The organism is Massilia sp. DD77, from assembly GCF_036961685.1.
Taxonomy (GTDB): Bacteria; Pseudomonadota; Gammaproteobacteria; order Burkholderiales; family Burkholderiaceae_D; genus Telluria.
Genome location: NZ_JBAMDH010000019.1, coordinates 74,963 through 100,337 on the forward strand (window position 1 = coordinate 74,963; position 25,375 = coordinate 100,337).

The following is a 25,375-nucleotide window of genomic DNA, read 5'->3' on the forward strand; positions in this document are numbered from 1 at the left end:
CGGGTGGGCGTGTACGCTGCCGCACATACTTGCCGGGGGTGGTGTGCGATAGTCAAGCCGTGGCCTTTCCACCGCATCGATGGAAACAGGGGCGCCTATAAGAGAGGACAACACATGAATATCGATACCATCGTCAATCAAGCATTCCACGGTCAATCGTTCCGCGACCTGGTGGATGCGCCGCTGACGGCCCTGCACGGCATCAGCGACAAGGAAGCCTCGGCGCTCGAAGCGCTGGGCATCAGGACCATCGGCGACCTGGCCGGCTCCAAGCTCGTGAACTACGCCATCGCGATCAAGGCGCTGGCCGGCTGCGAGGGCCTGACCAAGAAGGAAGCGGCCGAGGAAACCCTGCTCGACGACGCCGTCGAGATGACCTTCCCGGCCAGCGACCCGATCTCGGTCGACGCCGGCATTACCCGCATCGAGGTGGCGCCGGAAAAAGTCGAGGCCAGCACCGACCACCAGAACGCCGGCGCGATCGAGGCGCACAACCAGGAAGCCCTGGGCAACAACGCGATCCGCACCGGCTACCTGCAGCGCGGCGAAGGGGAGGGGAATCGCTGAGTCGGCGGTTTTCCTATTCATTCAGGGAGAGGGCCACGGGGCATCGCCTCGGTGGCCCTTGTTGCGTTTACGTGACGTGAATGGTGGTGCGCGGTCTCCGCTACCGGCGCGGCGGCCGGCACGGGGGCCTTGATGGAGGCGGCGGCCTGGCGGTTCGCGGCCGGCGAGCAGAAGCGGTTCTTGCCCGCGCGCTTGGCTTCGTACAGCGCGTAGTCGGCGATGCTGATCAGGGCATCCACCGATTCGGCGTCGTCCGGATAGATGCTGATGCCGATCGAGGTCGACAGGCGCAGGGTCAGGTCCTTGATGAAGAAGGGCTCGGACAGCGCCTCGACCAGCTTGCCCGCCGGCCCCTGGGCGTCGGCCAGGCTGTGGATATCGCCCAGCACCACCATGAATTCGTCGCCGCCCAGGCGTGCCACGGTGTCTTCCTTGCGCGAATTGGACAGCAGGCGCTGCGACACCATCTTGAGGATCTCGTCGCCGTAAGCGTGGCCGTAGGTGTCGTTGATCGCCTTGAAGCCGTCCAGGTCCAGGTACATGATGGCGGCCTTGGCGTGGCCGCGGTTGGCGTGCTGCAGGGCCGTCTCGATGCGGTCCTCGAGCAGGCGGCGGTTGGGCAGGCCGGTGAGGGCGTCGTGCAGCGCCAGTTCCTGCTGGGCGCGGCTGTACTGGGCCAGCTCCTTGTAGAGCAGGCGCACTTCGAGCATGTTGTGGATGCGCTTGTGCACTTCGAGCAGGTCGAAGGGCTTGCTGATGAAGTCGCGCGCGCCCGCTTCGAGGGCGGCGATCTTGAAGCTGGGCTGGGCGGTCAGCGCGAGCACGGGCAGGTAGCCGCCTTGCTCGATTTCCTTCAGCCCCTTCATGACCTGGAAGCCGTTCAGCCCAGGCATCTGCAGGTCGAGCAGGATGAGGTCGTAGTTGTGCTCGCGATGCAGCGGGCATACCTGTTCCGGCAGCATGGTCGAACTCACGCAGGTGTAACCCTCCTCGCGCAATATCTCTTCCATCAGTTCGATATTGTCGGGCGAGTCGTCCACCACGAGAATCTTGGCGTTCAAAATGTCTTGTCTGCTCGGCATGCTTTTTTCTCTTCTTGCGGTACTGGAGAGTGAATCCCTTTCTTGCTGGAATCGGGCTTTACCCATCTCTACTTAGTGTAGCAAAGCCCACAAAATTTCTTGTAGGACAGCGCCGCGTTCTCGGGTAGGAAGGTCAGCGACTATGTCCACGGGCCGCCGCAGCCATCATTGGCGTTGACGGACCGACAACGATTCCAATCGCAGCAATCAGCTCGCTGGGCTCCACGGGCTTCGAAATATGCGCCGAAAAACCGGCTTCCAGCGCCTTCAAACGGTCTTCCGACCTGGCAAATGCGGTCAGGGCAATGGCCGGGGTCAGGCCGCCGGCGTCGCGCGGCAGCTGGCGCACCCAGGCCAGCAGCTCCAGGCCGTCGATCTCGGGCATGCCCAGGTCGCTGATCAGGAGGTCGGGCGGCTGCGCGCGCAGCATGGCGAAGGCTTCGCGCGCGCTGGCGGCGATGCGCACGCCGGCATGGCAGTCGCCCAGGATGCGCGCGATCAGTTCGCGCGCATCGCGGTCGTCGTCGACCACCAGCACCGACATGCCGGTCAGGTCGCGCGTCATCGGTTCCGGCGCTTCGGGTTCGAGCGGCTGGACCACCGAGGGCACGGGCGCCGCCATGCCTGCCGCGCCGGACGGGCGTGCGCCGCGGGCGGCCGTGCGCGGGGCCTTGGCCAGCGGCAGCTCGATGGTGAAGCTGGCGCCCATGCCTTCGCCCGCGCTCTCGGCGCGCACCGTGCCGCCGTGCTGTTCGACCAGGTGCTTGACGATCGCCAGGCCCAGTCCCAGCCCGCCGTGGCGCCGCGTCATCGAGGCGTCGGCCTGGCGGAAGCGCTCGAACACGTGGGTAATGAATTCGGGACGGATGCCGGTGCCGTTGTCGCGCACCACGATCGCCACATGGTCGTCGCGGCGCCCGGTCTCCACCGTCACCAGGCCGTCGCGCGGGGTGAACTTGATCGCGTTGGACAACAGGTTCCACACCACCTGTTGCAGGCGCCCCGGGTCGCCCGCGACCATCCCGGCATCGGGATCGACGCGCCGCTCCAGGCGAATGTGCTTGGCGTCGAGGGCGGGGCGCACGGTCTCGATGGCGGCGTCGATGAAGGAAGCCGGCGCCAGGGTCTGCATGTCGAGCAGCACCTTGCCCGACGTGATGCGGCTCATGTCCAGCAGGTCTTCGATCAGCTGGGCCTGGGCGCGCGCGTTGCGCTCGATGGTGGTCAAGCCGCGCTGCAGGTCGGCCTGGTCGCGGCTGCCGCGCCGCAGCACCTGCGACCAGCCCAGGATCGCCGACAGCGGCGTGCGCAGCTCGTGCGACAGGGTGGCCAGGAACTCGTCCTTCATCTGGCTGGTGCGCTCGGCTTCCTCGCGCGCCTCGCGCTCGTTCTCGAGCAGCACCTTGCGCTCCTCGGCGGCGCGGCGGGTGGCGTCGTACAGGCGGGTGTTGTCGAGGGCGATCGCGGCCTGGGCGGCGATGCCGCTGACGATGCGCTCGCTGCGCTCGCCGAACACGCCGGGCTCCGGATGGCCGAAGAACATGGTCCCCAGCAGCTCGCCCGAGCGCGCCACCACCGGCACCGACATGTAGCTGCGCACCGCCGGATGGCCGGCCGGCAGGCCGAACCGGGGCGCGCTGGCGGCGTGGCGCGGGTCGCCGGCGACGTCGGCCACCCGCACCAGTCCCTGCTGGCGCAGGCCGGGGCCGAACAGGGCGGTCGCACGCGGCTCGCCCAGGGTCTGGAACTCGGCGCTGGTCGATCCCGCCATGGTCGAGAGCGAGAACAGGATGCCGTCGCCGCCCCCCGGCGTGTCGCTGTCCTTGCCGTCGCCGTGGTAGTAGAAGGCGCCGAAGCGCGCGCCGCAGACGCCGTTGGCGGCGTCGGTGGCGGCGCGCAGCAGCGAGCGCAGGTCGCGCGTGGAGGCCAGGATGCTGCCAGTGCTGTTGAGCAGCTCGAGGGCGTGCGACTCTTCGCGCAGCGCCTGCTCGGCGCGCTTGACCTGGTCGACGTCGGTGTTGGTGCCGAACCAGCGCACCACGCGGCCCTTGCGGTCGCGCACCGCTTCCACGCGGCTCAGGAACCAGCGGTAGTTGCCGTCCGCGCCGCGGATCGGGAATTCCATCTCGAAGGGCGCGCCGGTGCGCACCGACTCGTGCCAGTGCTCGAGCATCGCCTCGAGCACCGCCGGATCGAGCATGTGCTGCCAGCCCCAGCCCGTCGCTTCCTCGGGCGTGCTGCCGGTGTACTCGTACCAGCGCTCGTTGAACCAGACGATGGCGCCGTCCGCGTCCGCCATCCATGCCAGCTGGGGGATGGTATTGGCCAGGGCGCGCAGCATTTCCTCGCTCTGGCGCAGGCTGTCCTCGGCTTCCTTGCGGGTGCTGATGTCCTGCACCACGCCGTTCATGCCGCGCATGCCGCCGCCCCCGCCACCGGCGCCGGGACTGTCGCCATAGTCCGGGCGCCCGACCAGGGCGATCCAGCGCGCCCCGCCTTCGGCGCCCAGTACCCGGCATTCGATATCCAGGTCGGTGCGCGCGGCGAAGGCCTCCAGCACCGCGTGGCGCAGGCGCGCGCGGTCGTCCCGTTCGAGCAGGGTGCGCAGCGCGGGCCAGTCGAGCGCCACCTCGGCCGGCAGGCCGAGGATCTCGGCGGCGCGCGTCCCGAAGCTGATGCGGTCCTGGGCCGCGTCCCAGCGCCAGTCGCCCAGGCGTCCGGCCGCCAGGGCCACCTGCAGGCGGTTGTTGTTCTCGACCAGGGCCTGCTGGTCCAGCTTGCGCTGGGTGATGTCCTGGAAATAGAGCGTCAGCCCCTCGGGCGAGGGGTAGATGCGCATGTCGAGCCAGCATTGCAGGCGCCGGTAATAGAACTCGCGGGTGACCGTCTGGCGCTGTTCCATGGCGTGCCGGCAGTCGGCGGCGACCGAGGTGCCGTGCAGGTCGTCGAATTCGTCCCACAGGCTGCGGCCCAGCAGGCCGCCGCGGCTCTTGTTCAGCGGCGCCACCATCGCCAGCGCGCGGCCGTTGATGTAGGTGATGCGCCAGTCGCGGTCGACCGCGCAAAAGCCGTCGGTCAGGCTCTCGAGCATGTTTTCCATGCGCTCGTGGGCCTGGCGCAGGGCTTCCTTGGCCGCGATCAGCTCTTCTTCGGCGCGCTGGCGCGCCGCCAGCACGCTGCTGGCGTTGGCCAGGGCGACGGCGCGCATCGCCTCGAGTTCGTCGCGCTCGTCGCTCATGCGGCGGCTCCGAGGATGGCGGCGGCCAGGCGCGTGCCCTCGACCCGGGCGCGGATCTTGGCGAAGGCGGTGGCGCGGCTGATGCCGGCGTCGTCGAAGAAAGGCGCGAAGCCGGCGTCGTCGGTGGTGCCGAGCCGCTCGACCGGGATGTACTCGGCGGCGCGCAGCACGCGGTCGCGCACCAGTTCCGCGCTTTCGACCCGCGGGTCGTGCGGGTCGGTAACGCCGACGAAGATGCGCTGGTCCGGCCTGGCGTGCGCGCGGATCGTGCGCAGCGTGTGCTCGGGCTCACGACTGCCGGCCAGGGCCAGGTAGAAGTTCCCGGCGCGCAGTTCGAACAAGGCCGGCAGCAGCTCGGCGTAGCTGGCGACGGCGTCCGGCTCCGCCCGTGCTGTCCCGGTCCATCCCGTGGCCGAGACATGCACGCCGATCAGCGCGCGCTGGGCGGGCGAGAAACGGCTCAGGGCCAGGTTGTTCAGGTCGATGAAGCTGGCCAGCAGCGCGCCGCCGGGATCGAGCTGCATCGCCAGGCGCGCCTCGGCGAAGTCGATTTGCACCTTGTGCGCGCCCGCTTCCAGGCAGCGCCGCACCTCGGTCTCGTGTTCGCGCACCAGGTCGTCGAGGAACTGCTCGCGCGGGTAGCCGGGAATGCCCTCCGCCGGATACATCAGCGACAGCGCCGAAGGCGAGATCACGGCCTGCTTGACGGGCCGGGTGGCGTAGCGGCGCGCGGCGCGCAGGAATTCGTCGGCGTAGCGCTGGTAGCGGAAGGGACCGCGCACCAGGCGCGGCATGCGCTGGCCGTGGCCATGCGCGAGCGGAATGCGGAAGCCGTCCGGCGCCGTATTGGGGGCGCCGTGCACGGGATAGCTCCAGAAATTCTCGACCTTGGCCTGTTCGCCGTCGCTGATCACGGGCGCGCCGGCCGCCTCGAATTCGGCGATCGTGGTGCGTACGGCATCGTCGAGGAGCGCGTCGAGAAGCGCCTCGAGGTGCGCGTCGCGGTGCGCATCGAGGTGCGCATCGAGGTGAGTCTCGGGCTGCAGGTGGAATTGCGCGCCGGCTTGCAGACCGGGTAGCAGACCGGGTTGCACGTCGTGCGCCCCCGCGAGGCGCGAACCGCCGGCGGCCTCGCGCAGCGCCGCGATCAGGGCCGGCGGGCGGGGGATGCTACCGATGGGCTCAGTGGGAATCATCGTCGAATGCCTAGGCGTGAGCGGCTGCGCAGCGCCAGGCCCGCTCGAAGCGTGCAGCACCGCGCAGTGTCCGCCGGACATTGTATTCCAGCCGAGCCGGTCCGGCCCACACGCTTGTCACGCCCGCGCCGCCGGCGTGCCGGCCACTGTCGCCAGGGCTTCCTGCAACTGGTCCAGCTCGTAGGGCTTCTGGAGCGACAAGTAAGGGAATTCCAGGTGGCGCAGCAGGGTGTCGCCATAGCCGGAAGCGAAGATCACGCGCAGCCCGGGCTGGTCGTGCACGGCGCGGCGCGCCAGGTCGACCCCCGACATGCCGGGCAGGCTGACATCCGAGAACAGCAGGTCGTAGCGCTGGCGCCCGAGCAGGGCCAGGGCGTCGTCCGGGTGGCCGACGCCGTCTGCCTCGTGGCCGAAGGCCCTGAGCATTTCGCACACCAGGTATTGGGAATCGAGATTGTCTTCCACCACCAGGATACGCAGCGTACCGCCGCTTTCGTCGGGCGCGGCGGCGGCGGGCGAAGCGGGCGCCAGCAGCAGCAGCACGCCGGCCACTCGGCCGTCCTCGCCGCGCACGGGCGTCAGGCGCAGGTCGCAGCGCTCCTCGCGCGGGCCCTGCGGATGGCGGAAGGACAGCGCCAGGTCCGCCAGCACGAGCGGCTCGCCGCTCCAGGCGCGCTCGAGGGCAGCGCCGGCCGCCGCCAGGGGCGGGGGCATCACCGGCGGCACCGAACCACCGGGAACCCGTCCGTAGCCGGGGCCGGCGAGAAGGCCGTAGCTTTCGTTGAACAGCAAGACCATTTCGCGCCCCCATACCAGCAGGCCGGGAAGCGGCGCGTTCATCAGGACGTCGGCGGCCACGCGCAGCGGCAGCGGCCAGCGCGCGCTGTCGCCCACGGCGCTTGCGGACCAGTCGTAGGACGCGGCGCTGCGGGCGGTCTTGTCGGTCTCAAACATGGGCGATGTGTTGTAGGAACGAAAACATTCACGAATCCTACACCAAATGTTTGAGCCCCGGTGGCCCCAAGCGTGCGCGCCGCAAGGATGGGCGGCCAAAAAAAAGCCCGCTTCCAGGAAGCGGGCTGAATCTATTTCCTTGGAGGAGAATAGAGGAGACAGGAAGAAGGATGCTGCAACGCGGCAAATAAGTCCAATTTATCTTTTCAATGACAGTCATCAGTTTTTTGAATAAGCTGCGGAACAGCCGCGCGCACGCTTGTGGCGGATATGCGTGCTCGACAGCAGCGCACGCTTGGTATGCACCCGAAAATGTTCTACGATGGCAACTATGTCTATCAAATTGCTGCGCAACTCCGCGCTGCCCCACCGCGCAGACGTCGCGCCGCTGTCCCGCGCCCGGCCACTGTGGCAGGGGATGCGCCACGTCGCGCGGACGCCATCTGCGCCCGCGCCGGGATATCATGGCCCGGATAAGGGCAGGGCTGGCAAGGCGCCGGCCGGCATGCCGCCGCTCGGGCGGCGTGCCGCGTGTCTCACAGAACAATGGGCTTCATGATTCTTTCCTTCTTTCAAAGCGTGATGTGCGGGACGCGCCGGCGTGCTCCGCGGGCGGCAGGCCGCCGCCGGGCGTTCGCGGCCCTCGGACTACCGCTGCTGGCGCTGCTGCTCCCGGCCGCCACGGTCTCGGCCGACACGCCGCCGTCCAGCGTGCTCGAGCGCCGCGTCAAGGCCGCCTTCCTGTATAAATTCCTGGCCTACGCCGAGTTTCCGCCGCAAGCCTTTGCCGACGGCGCCGCGCCGCTGGTGATCGGCGTCGCCGGTTCGGACGAGATGGCGGCGGAACTGGCGCGCATCACCGCCGGCCGCATGATCAACGGCCGCACGATCGTGGTGCGCCCGTTCCGCGAACAGGATGCCCAGATCCCGGTGCACCTGCTGTTCGTGGCCGGCTCCGATCCGGTGCGGGTGGGGCGCATGATGCGCGCCGCGCCAACCGTCTTCCTGACGGTGACGGAGTGCGGCAACCAGCAGCACTGCGGCAGCGTCATCAACTTCCGCATCGTCGACGAGCGGGTGCGCTTCGACGTCTCGCTCGACGCGGCCGAACGCAACAACGTCAAGCTCAGTTCGCGCCTGCTGACGGTGGCGAACCGTGTCCAGAAAGGAGCCCCGTGATGCCCCTGCACGATACCGGCTCCGTTCGCAGCAAGCTGATCCTCATGGCCGTGGCCACCACCGTGGTGGCCCTGCTGTCGGCCGGCGCGGCGATGCTGCTGCTCGACCTGCGCACCTTCCAGCGCTACTGGGTCGACGACCTGACCACCCAGGCCGACATCGTCGCCACCGTGACCGCGCCGGCGGTGTCCTTCAACGACGTCACGGGCGCCGCCCAGAACCTGCGCCTGCTGCGCCTGCGCCCGCAGATCGTGGCCGCGGCGGTGTACACCTCGAACGGCGCGCGCTTCGCCACCTATGCCCAGCCCGGCGCCGAGCCGGTCTTCCCGGCGCGCCCGGAGGCGCCCGGCCACCGCCTCGAGCAGGACCAGCTGGTCATCTTCCGGAACATCGTCGAGAACGGCGAGATCATCGGCAGCGTGTACGTGCGTTCGCGCGTCGGCCTGCTGGACCGCATGCTGAGCTACGGCGCCATTCTCGGCGGCGTGCTGCTGGGCGCCCTGGTGATCGCGGCCCTGGTGGCCTCGCGCCTGCAGGCCTCGATCACGCGTCCGCTCGAGGCGGTCACCAACGTGGCGCGCCAGGTGATGCACAGGCGCGATTTCAGCCTGCGCGTGCCGGGCCACGACAAGGGCGAGATCGGGGTGCTGGTGGAGGCCTTCAACGACATGCTGGCCGAGATCGGACGGCGCTCGGAAGCCCTGCAGGCGGCCAACCGCACGCTCGAGCATGAGATGGAGGTGCGCCAGCGCGCCGAGCAGGCCCTGATCGTGGCCGACCGCCGCAAGGACGAATTCCTGGCCACCCTGGCGCACGAGCTGCGCAATCCGCTGGCGCCGATCCGCACCGGCCTGGATATCCTGCGCATCCGCAGCGGCGACGCCCAGGCGACCCAGCGCGCCACCGACATCATGGAACGCCAGCTGCGCCAGATGGTGCGCCTGGTGGACGACCTCCTGGACGTCTCGCGCATCAATACCGGCAAGTTCACCATCAAGATGGGCCGCGTCGAACTGAAGGCCGTGGTCAACGACGCCCTCGAGGTGGTGCGCTCCTACATCGAGCTGCACGGCCACGAGCTGGTGCTGGACCTGCCGGACCGCCCGGTCTTCCTGCACGGCGACGCGACGCGCCTGGCGCAGATCCTGTCCAACCTGCTGAACAACGCCGCCAAGTACACCAACCGCGGCGGGCGCGTGGAACTGAAGGGCTGGGTCGAGGACAAGACCCTGGTGCTGGAAGTGGCCGACACCGGGATCGGCCTGGCGCCCGATATGCTGGACTCGGTGTTCGAGATGTTCGTGCAGGTCGATTCGACCCTGGAACGCAGCAATGCCGGCCTGGGCGTGGGCCTGTCGCTGGCGCGCAAGCTGGTCGAGTTGCACGGCGGCAGCATCAGCGCCCAGAGCGAGGGCCTGGGACACGGCAGCCGCTTCGTGGTGCGCCTGCCGATCGTGGTCGACCCCGAGCCCCTGACCAAGCCGACCCCGGCCGCCTTCATCAGCACCGAGACCTACCGCATCCTGCTGGCGGACGACAACGTCGACTTCGTCAACAGCATCGGCGCGCTGCTGACGGCGATGGGGCACAGCGTGGTGATCACGCACAACGGCCCCGATGCGCTGGCCGCGGCCGCGCGCTTCTGCCCGGATTACGCCTTCCTGGACATCGGCCTGCCGCACATGTCGGGCTACGACCTGGCGCGCGGCATCCGCAAGCTGTCCTGCGGCGCCATGACGGTGCTGATCGCGGTGACCGGCTGGGGCCAGGAGAAGGACCGCCAGCTGGCCTTCGAGGCGGGCTTCGACCACCACATGGTTAAGCCGGTGCGCTTCGAGCAGATCGAGGAGATCCTGGGGAACCGCAGCATCATCAAGAAGCTGCGGACCTGAGGAGCAGGGCGCGCGACGGCCCCCGGTAGGCCTGGCCGGGGCGCCAACCCTGCGGTGATCGATGCACGCGCCCCATCCGACCCGTCGGTGAACTCCCGGTTCGTACAGACGAAAAAAAACGGAAGCGCATCACGCGCTTCCGTCCCAACTTCAAACCAGGCTGCTTTACGCCTGTTTAGCCTTGCGGCGACGTGCCAGGAAGCCCAGGACGCCAAGACCGCCCAGCATCATGCCGTAGGTTTCGGGTTCCGGAACCGGAGCCAGCATCACTGCGCCGCCGAAGCTGGCGCCGGTGTCGCCGACCAGGTTGCCGCTGACTTGCAGGTAGTAGTCGCCCGCTGCCAGGTTGTCGCTGGAGATGCTCCAGACGTCCATTTCACCGCTCATCATCGAGGTGCCGTCGGTGATCAGGGTGTCGCCTTCGCCATACAGAGCCAGGCCGGTGATGTCCAGGCCCACGTCCGCGGTGCGGCTGATCGACGAGATGATTGCATCGAGGTTCATGCCAACGGTACCGTCCACGGTGAAGGTGAAGCGGTCGGCGAAGGTGTTGCCTTCGTTGCCTGCCTCAAAGGTGTCACCGAAGAAGGCGCTGTTATCGATCAGGTCGAGTGCCTGCGGCGAATTGCCGACGACCTCTTGGGCCATCACGGCCGACGAACCGAACGAAGCGGAAGCCAACACAATTGCAGCAATCAGAGATTTTTTCATTTCTTTCCTCGCATAGAATCAGCCGCGTCCTGCAGCTTGGGTTTCAAGAATCGGGGAACTCCATGCTATCAAAAGAGCATGAAAAAGCACGCCGGCACGTGCTTCAGTGCGCAAGGCGGGCCCTGCATTCCCATAATTAACAAATTTCCAGTGGGATATGCTAGAAACCCGTTCTTCATAGGAGAACTCGTCTTTTGGAGGTTGATGAGTAGCAAAAAAACGCTGGGTTGCGAAGATGATGTCAGGCTAGTCCTACGCAAAGAGAAGAGGGTATCCGGCGTAGGGCCCCTGAGAGTTAACAGCATCTTATTAAGCGAACGCTAAGAAATGCGGGGTAGATGCGCGATATTGCTGAGTTGGCGCAGTGCGCGCCGTGCGGAAGAGTGACGGAGAACGAATATTCTCGACTGAAAAGAAAAATGGCCCAGAATCTCTTCTGAGCCATTTTTGGAATAACTGGTGCGGCTGGCAGGAATCGAACCCACGACCCCTTGGTTCGTAGCCAAGTACTCTATCCAGCTGAGCTACAGCCGCCCGAAGCACGCATTATAGCAGCATGTGCCGGATTGGCAAACCCCCAGGGCCCGGACTTTTCCGGCCGGCCGGTGCCAGTCGATCCGGCCCGCGCAGGCCGGACGGTCCGGAAACGAAAAAAGGGACCAGATCTTTCAATCTGGTCCCTCGAATTCTGGTGCGGCTGGCAGGAATCGAACCCACGACCCCTTGGTTCGTAGCCAAGTACTCTATCCAGCTGAGCTACAGCCGCCCGATGCACGCATTATAGCGGCGTACGCGCTTCTTGGCAAATCTTCATCGGCATTCCCCGGCATCCCCTTGCGCTGGGCAGGCACGGGAATGAAAAAAGGGACCAGATCTTCCGATCTGGTCCCTGATATTCTGGTGCGGCTGGCAGGAATCGAACCCACGACCCCTTGGTTCGTAGCCAAGTACTCTATCCAGCTGAGCTACAGCCGCCCGATGCACGCATTATAGCGGCGCGCACGCTTCTTGCAAAGACTCATCGCGATTTTCCCTGCCGGCCGCGTGCTCCGGGCGGGAAAGCGGTTGCGGAGCAGGCAGGGGGCAACGAAAAAAGGGACCAGATCTTCCGATCTGGCCCCTCGTATCTTCTGGTGCGGCTGGCAGGAATCGAACCCACGACCCCTTGGTTCGTAGCCAAGTACTCTATCCAGCTGAGCTACAGCCGCCCGAGGCACGCATTATAGCAGCGACACATTATTTCCGGAAGTCTCATTTTGTTCCGCAGCCGCGGCGCGCTCTGGTAGATTAGGCGGACGGGTTTCTGGAACGGAAGAATATGTCGTATTTGACGAGGGCCGCACGCGGCGGCCTGCATCGCCTGCTGTCGGCGCTGGCCCTGTGCGCGCTGCTGGCCGTGCCGGCCGGGGCGGCCCAGCGCAGCCTGCGCTTCGAGCATCTCTCGATCGAGGACGGCCTGTCGCAGCAGTCCGCCCTGACCATCCTGCAAGACCGCCAGGGCTTCATGTGGTTCGGCACCCAGGCCGGCCTGAACCGCTTCGACGGCTACCGCATGACGGTCTACCGCAACGACCCGAACGATCCCGCCAGCCTGCCCGACAACTTCGTCTCCGCCTCCTACGAGGATGCCGGCGGCCGCCTGTGGTTCGGCACCAAGGGCGGCCTGGCGCGCTTCGATCCGGCCAGCGCCCGTTTCGAACGCTACGTGCCCCTCGACGCCGAAGCCGGGCGCAGCGGCTACCGCGCCGTCTACGCCATCGCCGCCGCGTCCGGGGGCGCCCTGTGGCTGGCGACCAGCGACGGCCTGCTGCATTTCGACCCCGCCACCCGGCGCTTCCGCGCCTACCGGCACGACCCGGACGATCCGGCCAGCCTGCGCGACAACCGCGTCACCGCGCTGGCGGTCGATGGCCAGGGCCAGTTGTGGGTCGGCACCGAAGGTGGACTGGACCGGCTCGACCCGCGCACCGGGCGCTTCAGCCACCATGCCGTGGAACCGGCGCTCGACGCCCAGCGCAACACCGTGCTTTCACTGTCGATGGGGCCGCGCGACACGCTCTGGATCGGCACCGCGGCCGGGCTCGAAGCCTGGCGCCTGGACGCCGGCGGGGGCAGCCCGCAGCGCCGCCACCTGGGCGCGGACCAGGGCATGCCGGACGTGCGCATCATCAGCCTGTACCACGACAGCGGCGCCCAGCTCTGGGTCGGCACCGACAGCGAGGGCCTGAAGTGGCACGATCCGGCCAGCGGCCGCTTCGATTCCTGGACCCATGCCGAGAACGACCGGCACAGCCTGTCGGACAACCAGGTGCCGGCGGTGCTGGTCGACCGCACCGGCACGCTCTGGGTCGGCACGTATTACGGCGGCGTGAACCGCACCGACCTGGCCAGCGGCGGTTTCACCCGCTATGGCGACAGCCAGGACCTGGGCCGGAGCCGGGTGCGCGCCATCGTCGACGACGGCGCCGGCGGGCTGTGGCTGGGCACCACCGGCTCCGGCCTGCTGCGCCTGGACCGCGACAGCGGCCGCCTGCGGCAAGATCCCGATCCGCGCCTGCCGGGCGAAGTCGTGACCTCGCTGGCGCGCGCCCGCGGCCGCTTGTGGATCGGCACGCCGATGGGACTGGTCTGGCGCGACGAGCAAGGGCGCTTCGGCCGGGTTGCGCTCGGTCCGGGGCCGGCTGCCAACTACGTGAACGCGATCCGCGAAGGGCGCGACGGCAGCTTGTGGGTGATCACGCGCGGCGGCCTGTCGGCGCTGCCTCCCGGTTCGGACGTCTCGCGCAGCTGGCGTCACGACCCGGACGACCCCACCAGCCTGGGCGACAACTACGGCTTCGCGGTGCTGGAAGACCGCCAGGGCATCATCTGGATCGGCACCGAGACCGGGCTCGAACGTTTCGACCGCCATACCGGCGCCTTTACCCGTTTCCGCCACGACCCGAAGGACCCGCATAGCCTGCGCCACAGCCGGGTGTACTACCTGAAGGAATCCGCGCGCGGCGAGCTGTGGATCGGCACCGCCGGCGGCCTGCACCGGATGGAGACGGGCGGCGCCCGGCCGCGCTTCCGCTTCTTCCCCTTTGCCCAGGGCCAGGAAGCGCTGCCGGTCGGCGCCGTGCTGGAGGATGCGGGCGGGGTGCTGTGGGTCAGCACCACCGCCGGCATCACCCGGCTCGATCCGGTCAGCGGCCAGATCAAGAACTACACCTCGAAGGACGGCCTGATCGACGGCTCCTTCTTCGTCGGCGCGGGCTGGCGCAGCCCGGACGGCCAGCTGCATTTCGGCGGCATCAACGGCATGACCTCGTTCCAGCCGGAAGCGGTGCGCGACAATCCCTTCCCGCCGGTGCCGGTGATCACCGACCTGCTGGTGCTGAACCGCTCGCGCGCGGCCAGCCTGGGCGAACAGCGAGAAGGCCAGCGCGAAATCACGCTGTCCTACCGCGACTCGGTGTTCGCGCTCGAGTTCGCGGCCCTGCATTTCGCCGACCCGCAGGGCAACCGCTACGCCTACCAGCTGGAAGGCTTCGACCAGAACTGGGTCGATACCGACGCGCGCCGCCGCTTCGCCACCTACACCAACCTCGACCCGGGCCGCTACGTGTTCCGGGTACGCGCCAGCAACAAGGACGGCCTGTGGAGCCAGGAGGCGGCCACGCTCGCCATCACCATCACGCCGCCGTTCTGGAAGACCTGGTGGTTCCGTACCCTGGCCGTGGCCATCGCCCTGGCGCTGTCCTACCTGTTGTACCGGCTGCGGGTGCGCGTGCTGGTGCGGCAGAAAGGCTTGCTGGAGCGTGAGGTCGGCGCCCGTACCGCCGAGCTGCTGCTGCAGAAGGAAGCGGCCGAACGGCGCAAGCGCGAGGTCGAGCGCCAGAAGGAAGTGGTGGAGCGCGCCCACCGCGACATCGCGCTGCTGTCCGACATCGGCCGCCTGCTGACGGCCAACCTGGACACCGAAGCCATCATGCGCACGCTCTACGAGCACGTCCAGGCCCTGATGGACACCCGCAGCTTCGCCGTGGCGCTGCGCCAACCGGAGCGCGGGACGATCGCCTTCCCGTTCGCGGTGGTCGACGGGCGGCGCGTGCCGGCCTTCGAAGTCGCGGACGATCCGCAGCGCCACCTGGTGGCCTGGAGCATGGCGGGCGGGCGCGAGATCCTGGTCGGCGACCTGGCCGCCGAACTGCCGACCGTCCTGGGCCGGGACGGCGGGCAGGCCGAGCCGCTGTTGCAAAGCCTGACCCAGGCGCTGATGGAGACCAACCGGCAAAAGCCGGGCTCCCTGTTGTGCGTGCCGGTATCGGTGGGCGAGCGCGTGGTCGGCGCCGTCACGGTGCAGAGCCCCACCTTGCACGCCTATGGCCAGGTGCACCTGGACATGCTCGAGACCCTGGCCGCCTATGTCGGGGTGGCGATCGACAATGCCCAGGCTTACCATCAGCTCAAGGCAACCCAGGCCCAGCTGGCGTCGCACGAGAAGCTGGCCTCGCTCGGCTCGCTGGTGGCCGGCGTCGCGCACGAGCTGAACACGCCGATCGGCAACAGCCTGCTGATGGCCAGCACCCTGCAGGAAAAAACCCTGGCGGTGGCCACCCGCTTCGGCCAGGCCCAGCTGAAACGCTCCGACCTGGCCGACTACATGGCGGCATCGACCGAGGCGTCGGACCTGATCGTGCGCAGCCTGCACAACGCGGCCGAGCTGGTCAGCAGTTTCCGCCAGGTCTCGGTCGACCAGGCCAGCGCCCAGCGCCGCCGCTTCGACCTGGCCCAGGCCTGCCATGAAATCGCGGCCACCATGATGAACACAGTGCGCCTGGCCGGGCACCGCCTGGTCGTGGAAGTTCCCCCTGGCATCGTGATGGACGGGTTTCCCGGACCGCTGGGCCAGGCCATCATCAATTTCGTGAACAACGCGATGCTGCACGCCTTCGACGGCCCCGGCGGCTGCATGCGCCTGTCGGCCGACGTGAGCGAGCTCGGCGAGGGAACGGTGCGGATCGTCTTCCGCGACGACGGACGCGGCGTGGCGCAGGAACACCTGGCGCGCATCTTCGACCCCTTCTTCACGACCCGCATGGGGCAGGGCGGCACCGGCCTGGGACTGCACATCGTCTACAACATCGTGACCTCGCTGCTCGGCGGAACGATTCGTGTGGAGAGCGAGCTGGGCGAGGGTACGGCCTTCGTGCTCGACCTGCCGCTGCGGGCGCCGGACGCGCGGGTCGCGGAGGATGCGGTGCAGGCTTGAAGGCGGCGCGCCGCCCCCCGGTTTCGACACTTCAGCCCGCGAATCGAACGGCTTGTCGCCGGGCGGACCCGGGGACGGACTTGCCTGGCTACACTGGCGGCATCATTCAATGGAGAACGCCGTGAAAACCATCCTGTCCGCCGTCCTTGCGCTGTCCGTCCTGAGCTCCGGCGCCTGCGCCGCGCAAGAAGCCAGGGAAAGCGCCACCGCCCCCGCTGCCGCTGCGGCCGAAAAATGGCTCAAGCTGGTCGATGCGGGGGACTATTCCGGCGCCTGGAACAGCAGTTCCGGCGACGTGCGCGCCAACAACTCGAAGTTCTTCTGGACTACCCTGATCGGGGGCGTGCGCCTGCCCCTGGGCGAGGCCAGGGCGCGCACCTTGAAATCGGCCGTCCCCAAGGCCGAGGGCAGCCGGGTGGCGCTGGAGTACGCGTCGCAGTTCGACAAGGACAAGCAGGTTCGCGAAACGGTCACCGCCGCCCGCGACAAGGACGGCGCCTGGCGCGTCACCGGCTACAGCATCGATGCGACGACCGACCGCTGATGGCCTGAACTTTCTTAGAGTACATTGCGCGGCTGGCCCGCTTCCCAGGCTTCGATATTGTCGATGAGCATGTCGGCCAGCCGCTGCATCGCGCCGCCGCTGGCCCAGGCCACATGGGGCGTGAGAATGAAGTTCGGGGAGCGCAGGCGCAGCAGCGGGTTGTCGGGCAAGGGGGGTTCCTTGCTCAACACGTCGAAACCGGCGCCGCCGATCCGTCCCTCCCGCAGGGCCTCGGCCAGCGCCGCCTCGTCGACCAGGCCGCCCCGCGCGGTGTTGATGAGCAGGGCGTCGCGCCGCATCAGTCCCAGCTCGCGCGCCCCGATCAGGTGGCGCGTCTGTTCCGTCAGCGGCAGGTGCAGGCTGATCACGCTCGCGGTGCGCAGCAGTTCGTCCAGTTCGAGCTGCCGGACACCGGGATCGGTGATCGGCGAGCGCGAGCTCGCGCACACCTCCATGCCGAAGGCGCGCGCCAGGTGCGCCACCTGCTTGCCGAGCGCACCGTAGCCGACGATGCCGAGGCGGCTGCCGGCCAGGTCGCCGATCGGATGGTCGAGCAGGCAAAAGCGCGTGGAGCGTTCCCATTGCCCGGCCTCGACGTCGGCGATGTAGGCGCGCAGGTTGCGGCGCAAGGCCAGCAGCAGCGCAAAACAGTGTTCCGGCACCGATACGGTCGAATAATTGCGGATGTTCGACACCACGATCCCGCGTGCGCGGCAGGCGGCCAGGTCGACGTTGTCGCTGCCGGTGGCGGCGATCGCGACCATCTCCAGCTCCGGCAACTGCGCGATGGCGGAGGCGCGCAGCGGCACCTTGTTGGTGACGGCCACGGCGGCCCCGCGCAGGCGTTTCACCACGTCCTGCTCGGCGGTGGCGGCGTGGTCCTCCCACGCATGGGCGAAGGCGGGCTTGCGCACGTCGGCGATCAGGCTGTCGCGGTCGAGGAAGACGATTCGGTGCATGGGGTCCTTTCGCGGCGGGCAAAACCCCATTGTAGAACAGGCGCGCAGGACGGCGACAGGCGCGGAGGGGAGAGCGAAGGGGAGAGCGAAGGAGAGCCCGAAAAGCCGGAAAAAACAGGTGCGAAGGCAGGGCGGACCCTGCCTTCGCCAAGATATGGTGGAGCCCGAGCGAGGGGGACTTGAGCTCTCGGGGATTGTTATTTGTGTTGGGCTTCGGCCTTGGCGGCGACTTTGTCCGCCTTTGCTTCAGCTTTCTCGGTGGTCTTTTCCACCTTTGCATCCGCCTTGTCGACGGCTTTCTCCGCCTGCGCATCGGCCTTCTCGACCTTTGCATCGGCCTTGTCGGCGGCCTTGTCAGCCTTGGCCGCGGCCTTGTCGGCCTTGGCATCAGCCTTCGCGACCTTCTTGTCGTGCTTGGCCTCGGCCTTCGCCTCTTTCTTTTCCGCCTTGGCTTCGGCCTTGGCTTCGGGGGTGGTGGCGGCGGTGCTGGTGGCGGCGGGAGTCTGGGCGAACACGGAAGTAGCGAACAGGCCGGCGAACAGGGTGGCGACGATTTTGCTCATAGTGTCATTCCTTCGTTTTCGTTGATGAAAGATGGGAGGCATTCCCGTGTTACTGCGTCATCAACGTGGACGCTTCGCTCACGGTTGACGCGGGTGGCGCGCATTTACAAGCGCTTACAAATGGCCGGCGCGGCAACGCCGGCGCGGGAATGGTTCGCTGCCGAACAGTCGCGCCGGCCTGCCCCGCCTAGACTCGGGACATCGACCTGCCGGAGCTGCCACCATGCCTGACGCGCTCAAACTCTACAAAGCCAAGCGCAATTTCTCGATTACATCGGAACCTGCGGAGGGCGGGGAAGCCAGTCCCGATGCCTTGACCTTCGTCATCCAGAAACACTGGGCCAGCCGCCTACACTACGACTTGCGCCTGGAGCTGGACGGCACCATGAAAAGCTGGGCCGTGCCGAAGGGGCCCAGTTACGATTCGCGCGACAAGCGCATGGCCGTGCATGTCGAGGACCACCCGATCTCCTATGCCGATTTCGAAGGCGTTATTCCAGAGAATCAATATGGCGCCGGTAAGGTCATCATCTGGGACAAGGGCACCTGGACCCCGCTGGAAGACCCCCACAAGGGCTTCGCCAAGGGCAGCATCAAGTTCGAGATGCACGGCCACAAGATGCACGGCCGCTGGACCCTGGTGCGCCTCAAGGGCCACGAGGACGAGCGCCAGGAGCCCTGGCTCCTGATCAAGGAGAAGGACGACTACGCGCGCTCGAGCGAGGAATTCTCGGTGGTCGACGAGATGCCGGACAGCGTCAAGGCCTTGCCCATGCCCGAGCGTCCAGCCGAGCGCAAGGTCCAGGCATTGCAGGAGGAAGAAGAGGAAGCGCCACCGGCCAGGCGCGCCAGCGCGAAGAAGGCGGCGGCGAAGACGGCCGCCGCGACCGAGGCCGCGGCGAAGAAAACCGTAGGCACGAAAGCCGCGGCGAAGAAGGCGGTGGCGAAAAAAGCCGGCCCCGCCAAGCGGCACGGCATCCTCGCGATGCCCGAGGGCGCGGTAAAGGCCGCGCTGCCGGAGAAATTCCAGCCCGAGCTGGCGACCCTGGTCGACGCGCCGCCGTCCGACCCGGAGGACTGGGTGTTCGAGGTGAAGTTCGACGGCTACCGCATGCTGGCGCGTATCGAGGACGGCGTCGTGCGCCTGATCACCCGCAATGCCAACGACTGGACCGAGCGCCTGCTGCCGCTCAAGGAAGAGATCGAGCGCATGCAGCTGCCGGACGGCTGGTACGACGGCGAGATCGTGGTGCACGACGAGACCGGCAAGTCCAACTTCGGGATGCTGCAGCTGGCCTTCGACGGCACGCGCGGGGCCGAGATCCTGTACTTCCTGTTCGACGCACCTTACTTCGACGGCCATGACCTGCGCGACGTGCCCCTGGTCGAACGGCGCGCGCTGCTTGAAAAGGCGCTGGTGGGCCACGAAGCGGGGCGGGTGCGCTTCTCCGCCGAATTCGGCACCGACCCCGGCGAGCTGGTGGCGGCCGCCTGCCAGATCGGGCTGGAGGGCGTGATCGGCAAGCGCCGCGGCTCGCGCTACGTGTCGGCACGCTCGCCCGAATGGATCAAGCTCAAATGCGGCTCGCGCCAGGAGTTCGTGATCGGCGGCTTCACCGATCCCAAGGGTTCGCGCACCGGCGTCGGCTCGCTGCTGCTGGGCGTGCATGACAAGGACGGCGTCTTGCGCTACGTGGGCAATGTCGGCTCGGGCTTCAACCATGCTTCGCTCAAGTCGATCAGCGCCCAGCTGGAAAAGCTGCGCACCGGCGACAGCCCCTTCCCGCCACGCTCGGTACCGGGGCGCAAGCACCATTGGGTCAAGCCGACCCTGGTGGCGGAAGTGAGCTTCTCGGAATGGACCGCCACCGGTTCGATCCGGCATCCGGTATTCCAGGGCCTGCGCAAGGACAAGCCGGCCAGGAACATCACCCGCGAACTGCCCAAGCACATCAGCCCGGAGGCCGGGGCAAAAGCGGAGGCGACGAAAGAGAGGGAGAAGGACATGCAGGAGAGCGTGACCAGCAAGCTGCCGGCGACCATGAAGGTGACCAATCCCGACCGTGTGATCGACAAGCAGACCGGATCCACCAAGCTGGACCTGATTCGCTACTACGCGCTGGTGGGCGAACTGATGATGGAGCACCTGAAGGCGCGTCCCGTGTCACTGGTGCGCGCCCCCGAGGGTGTGGGCGGAGAGCTGTTTTTCCAGAAGCACGCCGACGTGAGCAAGCTGCCGGGCGTGAAGAACATGCCCGAGGAGCTCGACCCCGAGCACCAGCCCTTCCTGGAGATCGCCAGCGTCCAGGGCATTCTCTCGGCGGCGCAGTTCAACGTGGTCGAGATCCATACCCAGAACGCCACGCGCAAGGCCTACGCCACGCCGGACCGCATGGTGTTCGACCTCGACCCCGGCGAGGGCGTGGAGTGGCACACGATGCAGGAGGCGGCCCAGCTGATGCACGCCTTCCTCGACGAGCTGGGCTTGCCGTCCTTCCTCAAGACCAGCGGCGGCAAGGGACTGCACATCGTGGTGCCGGTCAAGGGCGGCTACGACTGGGATACCTTGAAAGGCTTCTCGCAGGCGATCGTGAAGCACCTGGCCACCGTGTTCCCCGAGCGCTTCGCGTTCAAGAGCGGACCGAAGAACCGGGTCGGCAAGATCTTCATCGACTACCTGCGCAACGGCCAGGGCGCGACCACCGTGTGCGCCTGGTCGGCGCGGGTGCGGCCGGGACTGGGCATCTCGGTGCCGCTGGCCTGGGACGAGCTGGAAGGGCTGACATCGAGCACGCAGTGGGACATCACGAATGTGCACACGCGGCTGGATACGGGGAACACGCCGTGGGAGGGGTATGCGAAGGCGGCCAAGACCCTGGCGAAGGCGATGAAGAAGATGGGGTTCGAGCCGTAGGCGCACATGAGCACGCTGTCGATGCCCATCGCGCATCGCGCCCCGCGCCCCTGGCACGTCATCCCGGCGGAGGCCGGGATCCAGGTTTGCATGCGGGTCGTGCTATTTGCGCGCACCTGGGCGGCTCAAGGAACTTGGGTCCCGGCCTTCGCCGGGACGGCGGTTCTAGGGCTAGGTGAATGAGAGAACGTTGCCGTCAGGCTCAGTGACCGCGTCCTTCCCCAACCGGGAAGGCACGGTGCAGCGCCGCAGCTTCGAGCTGCAGGGCGACGGATTGCGCTACCGCGTCCCGGCCCGACCGGACGGCGGTATCCCGATGTCGGTCCGGCGGCGCATGCCCTGAAGCCTCAGTCGACCTTGCGCCCCAGGGCCTCGAGCGCGGCCCTGACACCGCGCCCATACGCGGGATCGGCCTTGTCGAAATGCCCCAGCTGGCGCTCCAGGATCTGGGCGTCCACCTGGCTCAGCGGCCCCGCGAGGTTGTCGCACAGGTTCTGGCGCTCCTGCGCCGTCATCAGGCGGAACAGCTTGCCGGCCTGGGTGAAGTCGTCTTCCTGGCCGCGGAAGTCGAAGCGCCCCGCATTGCCCTCGAGCGCGAGTTCGGGTTCGCCATGCCCCATGCCGGTGGCGCCGCGGCCCACGGCGTCCAGGGTGTGGTAGTTGCGCGCCGCGCCGCCGTTGGCGACCGCCATCGCGCCGTCGCGCTGGTGGTTGTGGAAGGGACAGCGCGGGGCGTTCACCGGCAGGTGCTGGTGGTTGGTGCCGACGCGGTAGAGCTGGGCGTCGTGGTAGGCGAACAGGCGGCCCTGCAGCATCTTGTCGGGTGAATAGCCCATGCCCGGCACCACATTGGCCGGCGAGAAGGCGGCCTGTTCGACTTCGGCGTGGTAGTTCTGCGGATTGCGGTTCAGTTCCAGCACGCCCACCGGCAGGGTCGGGAAGTCGGCGTGCGGCCAGACCTTGGTCAGGTCGAAGGGATTCCAGCCGGTACGCTGGCTCCAGTCCGCCAGTTGGGCCTCGGTCGCCACCTGCACCTTGACGTCCCACTGAGGAAACTCGCCGCGCGCGATCGCCGCGAACAGGTCGCGCTGCGCGTAGTCCGGGTCCGTTCCCGCGATGCGGACCGCCTCCGCCGCGCTCAGGTTCCTGATGCCCTGGCGGGTCTTGAAGTGCCACTTCACGTAATGGCGCTCGCCGCCGGCATTGACCAGGCTGTAGGTGTGGCTGCCGAAACCGTCCATGTGACGGTAGCCGTCCGGGGTGCCCCGGTCCGAGAACAGGATCGTCACCTGGTGCAGGCTTTCCGGCGCCTTGCTCCAGAAGTCGAACATCATGTTGGCCGACTTGAGGTTGGTCTGCGGGTCGCGCTTCTGGGTGTGGATGAAGTCCGGGAAGTTGATCGGGTCCTTGATGAAGAACACCGGGGTGTTGTTGCCGACCAGGTCCCAGTTGCCTTCCTCGGTGTAGAAACGCAGGGCGAAGCCGCGCGGGTCGCGCTCGGTGTCGGCGCTGCCTTTCTCGCCGCCGACGGTCGAGAAGCGCAGGAATACCGGGGTCTGCTTGCCAATTTCCGCGAACAGCGCGGCCTTGGTGAAGGGACGCAGGTCGTGGGTGACGGTGAAGGTCCCGTAGGCGCCCGACCCCTTGGCGTGCACCACGCGCTCCGGAATGCGTTCACGGTTGAAGTGCTGGAGCTTCTCGATCAGGTGGAAGTCCTGCAGCAGCAGCGGACCGCGGCCGCCGGCGCTCAGCGAGTTCTGGTTGTCGTCGACGGGAATGCCGGAAGCGGTGCTCAGGCGGGTTGGGGTCATCAGGAAACTCCTCGATTGTGTGAAGGACAATGGAGGAGATTCTAGGCGGATCAGCAATAAAGAAAAAGCTAATTGCCTTAATTAAATTGATAGTTTTTTACAATCCTCCGGGCCGGATTTGTGCTGGCGGCTATTCTTCGTTCTTGAAGATGCCGCGCACATTCATCGCCATCAAGGCTACCTGCAGGGTAATCAAGGCCCAGGCTTCGTCGTGCCAGCCCCAGACGATCCACAGCACATTGCTGAGGATGAACATCGAGAAGCCGAACACGCGCCGCTCCGGGCGCTTGGAGCCGATCAGGTAGGCGGCGAACAGGGTGACCGCCATGGCGGGCCATTGAAGAAAGTCGAGGAATCCATCCATCCTTCAGGCGGCCTTCCTGCGGCGCGCCGGCGCCTTGGCGGCGGGTGCGGATTTCGCGCTCTTCCTGGCAGCGGGCTTGGCGGCGGGCTTCCGGGCGGCGCTCGTGCGCTTGGCGGCGACGCGCTCGGTACTGTGCGCCGGCGCCTTGCGCGCACGCGGCGCTTCCTCTTCCTCGTCCTCGCCGGCTTCGGGCTTGCGCGACTTGCGCGGCGGCGGTTCGTCGTCGTCCTCGTCGTCGGCGGCCGCCTTGCCCGGCTTCTTGCCCAGACTGGCCTGGAGCAGGGCGACCAGGTCGATCACCTTGCCGGACTCGCGCTTTTCCTTTTCGGGTTCGGGCATGGTGATGGTCTTGGTCTGCTTGGCCTTGACCTTCTTCTCGATCAGGGCCAGCACGTCCTCGCGGTAGGTGTCGTGGTACTGCTCCGGATCCCAGTCCTCGCTCATGCCCTGCACCAGGGCCATCGCCATCTTGAGTTCCTTGTCGCTGACCGCGCCCTTGCCGGTCTTGGGCGGAATCTTCAGGGCGTCGGTCTCGCGGATCTCGTCGGCATAGCGCAAGGTGTTGAGGACGATGGTGTCGCCCACGCAGACCAGCGCCGCAAGGTGCTGCTTGACGCGGATGACGACGTTGGCGATGCCGATCTTGCCGGCCTTCTTCAAGGTCTCGCGCAGCAGCGCATAGACCTTGTCGCCGCCCTTGCCGGGCGCGAGGTAGTAGGGCTGCTCGTAGTAGATCAGCGGGACTTCCTCGGCGTCGACGAAGGCCAGGATGTCGATGGTCTGGGTGGCTTCCGGGTTGGCGCGGCGCAGGTCCTCGTCGGACAGCACCACGTATTCGCCGGACGAATACTCGTAGCCCTTGACGATGTCGTCCCAGGAGACTTCCTTGTTGTTGCCCTTGTTGTAGCGCTTGAAGCCGACCGGCGAAAAGTCGCGCCGGTCGAGCATGGTCAGGTCGAGCCCCTTGTTGTCGACTGCCGCATACATCTCGACGGGAATGTGGACCAGTCCGAAACTGATCGCCCCTTTCCACATGCTGCGCGCCATAGGATCTCCTTATTCGCCCACCACGCCGGTAATCGGCAGCACCACGCCGGTGATGTAGCCTGAGCACACCGGCGAGGCCAGGAATACGTAGGCCGGCGACAGCTCTTCCGGCTGGGCCGGGCGCTTGAAGGTGGTGCTGGCGCCGAATTCCTTGATCTGTTCGGGCGTCTGGTCGGCCGGGTTGAGCGGGGTCCAGACCGGGCCCGGGGCCACCGCGTTGACGCGGATGCCTTGCTCGATCAGGCTGGCCGCCAGCGACATGGTGAAGGCGTGGATCGCGCCCTTGGTGGCCGAGTAGTCGAGCAGCTTTTTCGAGCCCTTCAGGCCGGTGACCGAGCCGGTGTTGATGATCGAGGCGCCGCGCTTCAGGTGGGGCAGGGCCGCCTTGGCCATGTGGAAGTAGCCGTAGATATTGGTGCGGAAGGTCTCGTCCAGGCGCTCCTCGGTGATGTCGAGCAGCGAGTTGGCGTGTTCCTGGAAGGCCGCGTTGTTGACCAGGATGTCGAGGCGTCCGAATTCGGCCACGATCTTGTCCACGGCATCCTTGCAGAAGGCTTCGTCCTTGACATCGCCAGCGACGGTCACGCAGCGCCGGCCTTCGAGCTCGACGTAGCGCTGGGTCTCGGCGGCGTCCTCGTGCTCGTTCAGGTAGAGGATGGCGACGTCGGCGCCCTCGCGCGCGAACAGCACGGCCACCGCGCGCCCGATGCCGGAGTCGCCGCCGGTGACGATCGCGGTCATGCCTTGCAGCTTGCCGCTGCCTTTATACTGCTCGGCCAGGAATTTCGGCTTCAGGTCCATCTGGGCTTCCAGGCCCGGCTTGGCCAGGTGCTGCTGGGGCATTGGCGGCACCGGCTGCCGGATGCCGGTCTGCACCGGGTCCTTGCTCTCTTCCTTCTGCATGTTGCCGTCGAGCTGGTCTTGCCGGCTCTGGATCGCCTTCTGCTTGTTCGCCGTATCGTCCTGCTGTGCCATCGCGTTTCTCCTGTCCGCTGGGTAGATCACCCGGGAAGTATTCAATGCACGGGGCGTGCGGACGGTGCGCTTCCACACACAGTGACACATTTCCGCTATCCCATGGGTAAGCTTTCTGGCAAACT

General features: G+C 67.2%; 18 protein-coding genes and 4 tRNA genes. 7 read left to right on the forward strand and 15 right to left on the reverse strand.

Annotated elements, in window-relative coordinates; genetic code table 11:
* Positions 1-114 precede the first annotated feature (114 nt).
* A complete protein-coding gene (locus V7778_RS13280; RefSeq protein ID WP_335555917.1) occupies positions 115-567 on the forward strand; it encodes a hypothetical protein in 453 nt (150 codons plus the stop codon).
* 17 nt (positions 568-584) lie between these two features.
* On the opposite strand, the gene V7778_RS13285 is transcribed toward V7778_RS13280, so the two are convergent.
* The 4 genes from V7778_RS13285 to V7778_RS13300 all read right to left on the reverse strand — a co-directional run bounded on the left by V7778_RS13285 (position 585) and on the right by V7778_RS13300 (position 7,037).
* Complete coding sequence (locus tag V7778_RS13285) at positions 585-1,649, reverse strand: GGDEF domain-containing response regulator (protein ID WP_335555918.1); 1,065 nt, start codon at positions 1,647-1,649, stop codon at positions 585-587.
* Between the two features lie 133 nt (positions 1,650-1,782).
* The gene (locus V7778_RS13290) at positions 1,783-4,887 is read right to left on the reverse strand and encodes a PAS domain-containing hybrid sensor histidine kinase/response regulator (RefSeq protein ID WP_335555920.1); all 3,105 of its coding nucleotides are present in this window, start codon (positions 4,885-4,887) and stop codon (positions 1,783-1,785) included.
* Positions 4,884-6,083 carry a 5-methyltetrahydropteroyltriglutamate--homocysteine methyltransferase gene (locus V7778_RS13295; protein ID WP_335555922.1) on the reverse strand — a complete coding sequence of 400 codons (1,200 nt, stop codon included), beginning with the start codon at positions 6,081-6,083 and terminating at the stop codon, positions 4,884-4,886. Before V7778_RS13295 ends, V7778_RS13290 begins: the two co-directional genes overlap by 4 nt.
* Positions 6,084-6,200: 117 nt before the next feature.
* Positions 6,201-7,037: a response regulator gene (locus tag V7778_RS13300; RefSeq protein WP_335555924.1), complete on the reverse strand. Its 837-nt coding sequence runs from the start codon at positions 7,035-7,037 to the stop codon at positions 6,201-6,203.
* Positions 7,038-7,592: 555 nt separating this feature from the next.
* On the opposite strand from V7778_RS13300, the gene V7778_RS13305 reads away from it, so the two are divergent.
* Positions 7,593-8,216 carry a YfiR family protein gene (locus V7778_RS13305; protein ID WP_335555925.1) on the forward strand — a complete coding sequence of 208 codons (624 nt, stop codon included), beginning with the start codon at positions 7,593-7,595 and terminating at the stop codon, positions 8,214-8,216.
* Positions 8,216-10,108, forward strand: a complete 1,893-nt coding sequence (locus V7778_RS13310; protein ID WP_335555927.1) for a hybrid sensor histidine kinase/response regulator — start codon at positions 8,216-8,218, stop codon at positions 10,106-10,108. Before V7778_RS13305 ends, V7778_RS13310 begins: the two co-directional genes overlap by 1 nt.
* 165 nt (positions 10,109-10,273) lie before the next feature.
* Here V7778_RS13310 and V7778_RS13315 read toward each other — a convergent pair whose 3' ends face one another.
* From V7778_RS13315 to V7778_RS13335, 5 genes are all read right to left on the reverse strand, one after another.
* A complete protein-coding gene (locus tag V7778_RS13315) occupies positions 10,274-10,819 on the reverse strand; it encodes an FxDxF family PEP-CTERM protein (protein WP_335555928.1) in 546 nt (181 codons plus the stop codon).
* Between the two features lie 457 nt (positions 10,820-11,276).
* Positions 11,277-11,353 (reverse strand) — tRNA-Arg (locus tag V7778_RS13320).
* 155 nt (positions 11,354-11,508) lie between these two features.
* Positions 11,509-11,585 (reverse strand) — tRNA-Arg (locus V7778_RS13325).
* A gap of 132 nt (positions 11,586-11,717) precedes the next feature.
* Positions 11,718-11,794: transfer RNA gene (locus tag V7778_RS13330), tRNA-Arg, on the reverse strand.
* Positions 11,795-11,950: 156 nt separating this feature from the next.
* Positions 11,951-12,027 (reverse strand) — tRNA-Arg (locus V7778_RS13335).
* Between the two features lie 110 nt (positions 12,028-12,137).
* On the opposite strand from V7778_RS13335, the gene V7778_RS13340 reads away from it, so the two are divergent.
* Complete coding sequence (locus V7778_RS13340; RefSeq protein ID WP_335555930.1) at positions 12,138-16,073, forward strand: two-component regulator propeller domain-containing protein; 3,936 nt, start codon at positions 12,138-12,140, stop codon at positions 16,071-16,073.
* A gap of 121 nt (positions 16,074-16,194) precedes the next feature.
* Entirely contained in the window at positions 16,195-16,617 is a 423-nt protein-coding gene (locus V7778_RS13345) for a DUF4019 domain-containing protein (protein WP_335555932.1), read from the forward strand.
* A 14-nt stretch (positions 16,618-16,631) separates the two neighbouring features.
* Here the strand turns inward: V7778_RS13345 and V7778_RS13350 are convergent, their stop codons facing one another.
* Together V7778_RS13350 and V7778_RS13355 are read right to left on the reverse strand one after the other, a co-directional pair.
* Positions 16,632-17,576, reverse strand: a complete 945-nt coding sequence (locus tag V7778_RS13350; RefSeq protein ID WP_335555934.1) for a D-2-hydroxyacid dehydrogenase — start codon at positions 17,574-17,576, stop codon at positions 16,632-16,634.
* Positions 17,577-17,773: 197 nt separating this feature from the next.
* Positions 17,774-18,139: a hypothetical protein gene (locus tag V7778_RS13355; protein ID WP_335555936.1), complete on the reverse strand. Its 366-nt coding sequence runs from the start codon at positions 18,137-18,139 to the stop codon at positions 17,774-17,776.
* A 223-nt stretch (positions 18,140-18,362) separates the two neighbouring features.
* Here V7778_RS13355 and ligD point away from each other — a divergent pair, with 223 nt between their 5' ends.
* Complete coding sequence (ligD, locus tag V7778_RS13360) at positions 18,363-21,053, forward strand: DNA ligase D (protein ID WP_335555937.1); 2,691 nt, start codon at positions 18,363-18,365, stop codon at positions 21,051-21,053.
* Positions 21,054-21,243: 190 nt separating this feature from the next.
* Entirely contained in the window at positions 21,244-21,396 is a 153-nt protein-coding gene (locus tag V7778_RS13365; protein ID WP_335555939.1) for a hypothetical protein, read from the forward strand.
* A 4-nt stretch (positions 21,397-21,400) separates the two neighbouring features.
* Here V7778_RS13365 and V7778_RS13370 read toward each other — a convergent pair whose 3' ends face one another.
* The 4 genes from V7778_RS13370 to V7778_RS13385 form a co-directional block, all read right to left on the reverse strand.
* Entirely contained in the window at positions 21,401-22,864 is a 1,464-nt protein-coding gene (locus V7778_RS13370; protein ID WP_335555941.1) for a catalase, read from the reverse strand.
* Positions 22,865-22,994: 130 nt separating this feature from the next.
* Entirely contained in the window at positions 22,995-23,228 is a 234-nt protein-coding gene (locus tag V7778_RS13375) for a hypothetical protein (RefSeq protein WP_335555942.1), read from the reverse strand.
* A 3-nt stretch (positions 23,229-23,231) separates the two neighbouring features.
* The gene (gene ku, locus V7778_RS13380) at positions 23,232-24,275 is read right to left on the reverse strand and encodes a non-homologous end joining protein Ku (RefSeq protein ID WP_335555944.1); all 1,044 of its coding nucleotides are present in this window, start codon (positions 24,273-24,275) and stop codon (positions 23,232-23,234) included.
* Positions 24,276-24,284: 9 nt separating this feature from the next.
* Positions 24,285-25,250 (reverse strand): SDR family oxidoreductase, encoded by a 966-nt coding sequence (locus V7778_RS13385; RefSeq protein ID WP_335555946.1) that lies wholly within the window; start codon positions 25,248-25,250, stop codon positions 24,285-24,287.
* Between the last annotated feature and the right edge of the window lie 125 nt (positions 25,251-25,375).

What these genes read in the sequence shown, in the direction of transcription:
- V7778_RS13280 (WP_335555917.1), top strand. Translation starts at nt 115, where the DNA reads ATGAATATCGATACCATCGTCAATCAAGCATTCCACGGTCAATCGTTC.
- V7778_RS13285 (WP_335555918.1), bottom strand. Translation starts at nt 1,649, where the DNA reads ATGCCGAGCAGACAAGACATTTTGAACGCCAAGATTCTCGTGGTGGAC.
- V7778_RS13290 (WP_335555920.1), bottom strand. Translation starts at nt 4,887, where the DNA reads ATGAGCGACGAGCGCGACGAACTCGAGGCGATGCGCGCCGTCGCCCTG.
- V7778_RS13295 (WP_335555922.1), bottom strand. Translation starts at nt 6,083, where the DNA reads ATGATTCCCACTGAGCCCATCGGTAGCATCCCCCGCCCGCCGGCCCTG.
- V7778_RS13300 (WP_335555924.1), bottom strand. Translation starts at nt 7,037, where the DNA reads ATGTTTGAGACCGACAAGACCGCCCGCAGCGCCGCGTCCTACGACTGG.
- V7778_RS13305 (WP_335555925.1), top strand. Translation starts at nt 7,593, where the DNA reads ATGATTCTTTCCTTCTTTCAAAGCGTGATGTGCGGGACGCGCCGGCGT.
- V7778_RS13310 (WP_335555927.1), top strand. Translation starts at nt 8,216, where the DNA reads ATGCCCCTGCACGATACCGGCTCCGTTCGCAGCAAGCTGATCCTCATG.
- V7778_RS13315 (WP_335555928.1), bottom strand. Translation starts at nt 10,819, where the DNA reads ATGAAAAAATCTCTGATTGCTGCAATTGTGTTGGCTTCCGCTTCGTTC.
- V7778_RS13340 (WP_335555930.1), top strand. Translation starts at nt 12,138, where the DNA reads ATGTCGTATTTGACGAGGGCCGCACGCGGCGGCCTGCATCGCCTGCTG.
- V7778_RS13350 (WP_335555934.1), bottom strand. Translation starts at nt 17,576, where the DNA reads ATGCACCGAATCGTCTTCCTCGACCGCGACAGCCTGATCGCCGACGTG.
- V7778_RS13355 (WP_335555936.1), bottom strand. Translation starts at nt 18,139, where the DNA reads ATGAGCAAAATCGTCGCCACCCTGTTCGCCGGCCTGTTCGCTACTTCC.
- ligD (WP_335555937.1), top strand. Translation starts at nt 18,363, where the DNA reads ATGCCTGACGCGCTCAAACTCTACAAAGCCAAGCGCAATTTCTCGATT.
- V7778_RS13370 (WP_335555941.1), bottom strand. Translation starts at nt 22,864, where the DNA reads ATGACCCCAACCCGCCTGAGCACCGCTTCCGGCATTCCCGTCGACGAC.
- V7778_RS13375 (WP_335555942.1), bottom strand. Translation starts at nt 23,228, where the DNA reads ATGGATGGATTCCTCGACTTTCTTCAATGGCCCGCCATGGCGGTCACC.
- ku (WP_335555944.1), bottom strand. Translation starts at nt 24,275, where the DNA reads ATGGCGCGCAGCATGTGGAAAGGGGCGATCAGTTTCGGACTGGTCCAC.
- V7778_RS13385 (WP_335555946.1), bottom strand. Translation starts at nt 25,250, where the DNA reads ATGGCACAGCAGGACGATACGGCGAACAAGCAGAAGGCGATCCAGAGC.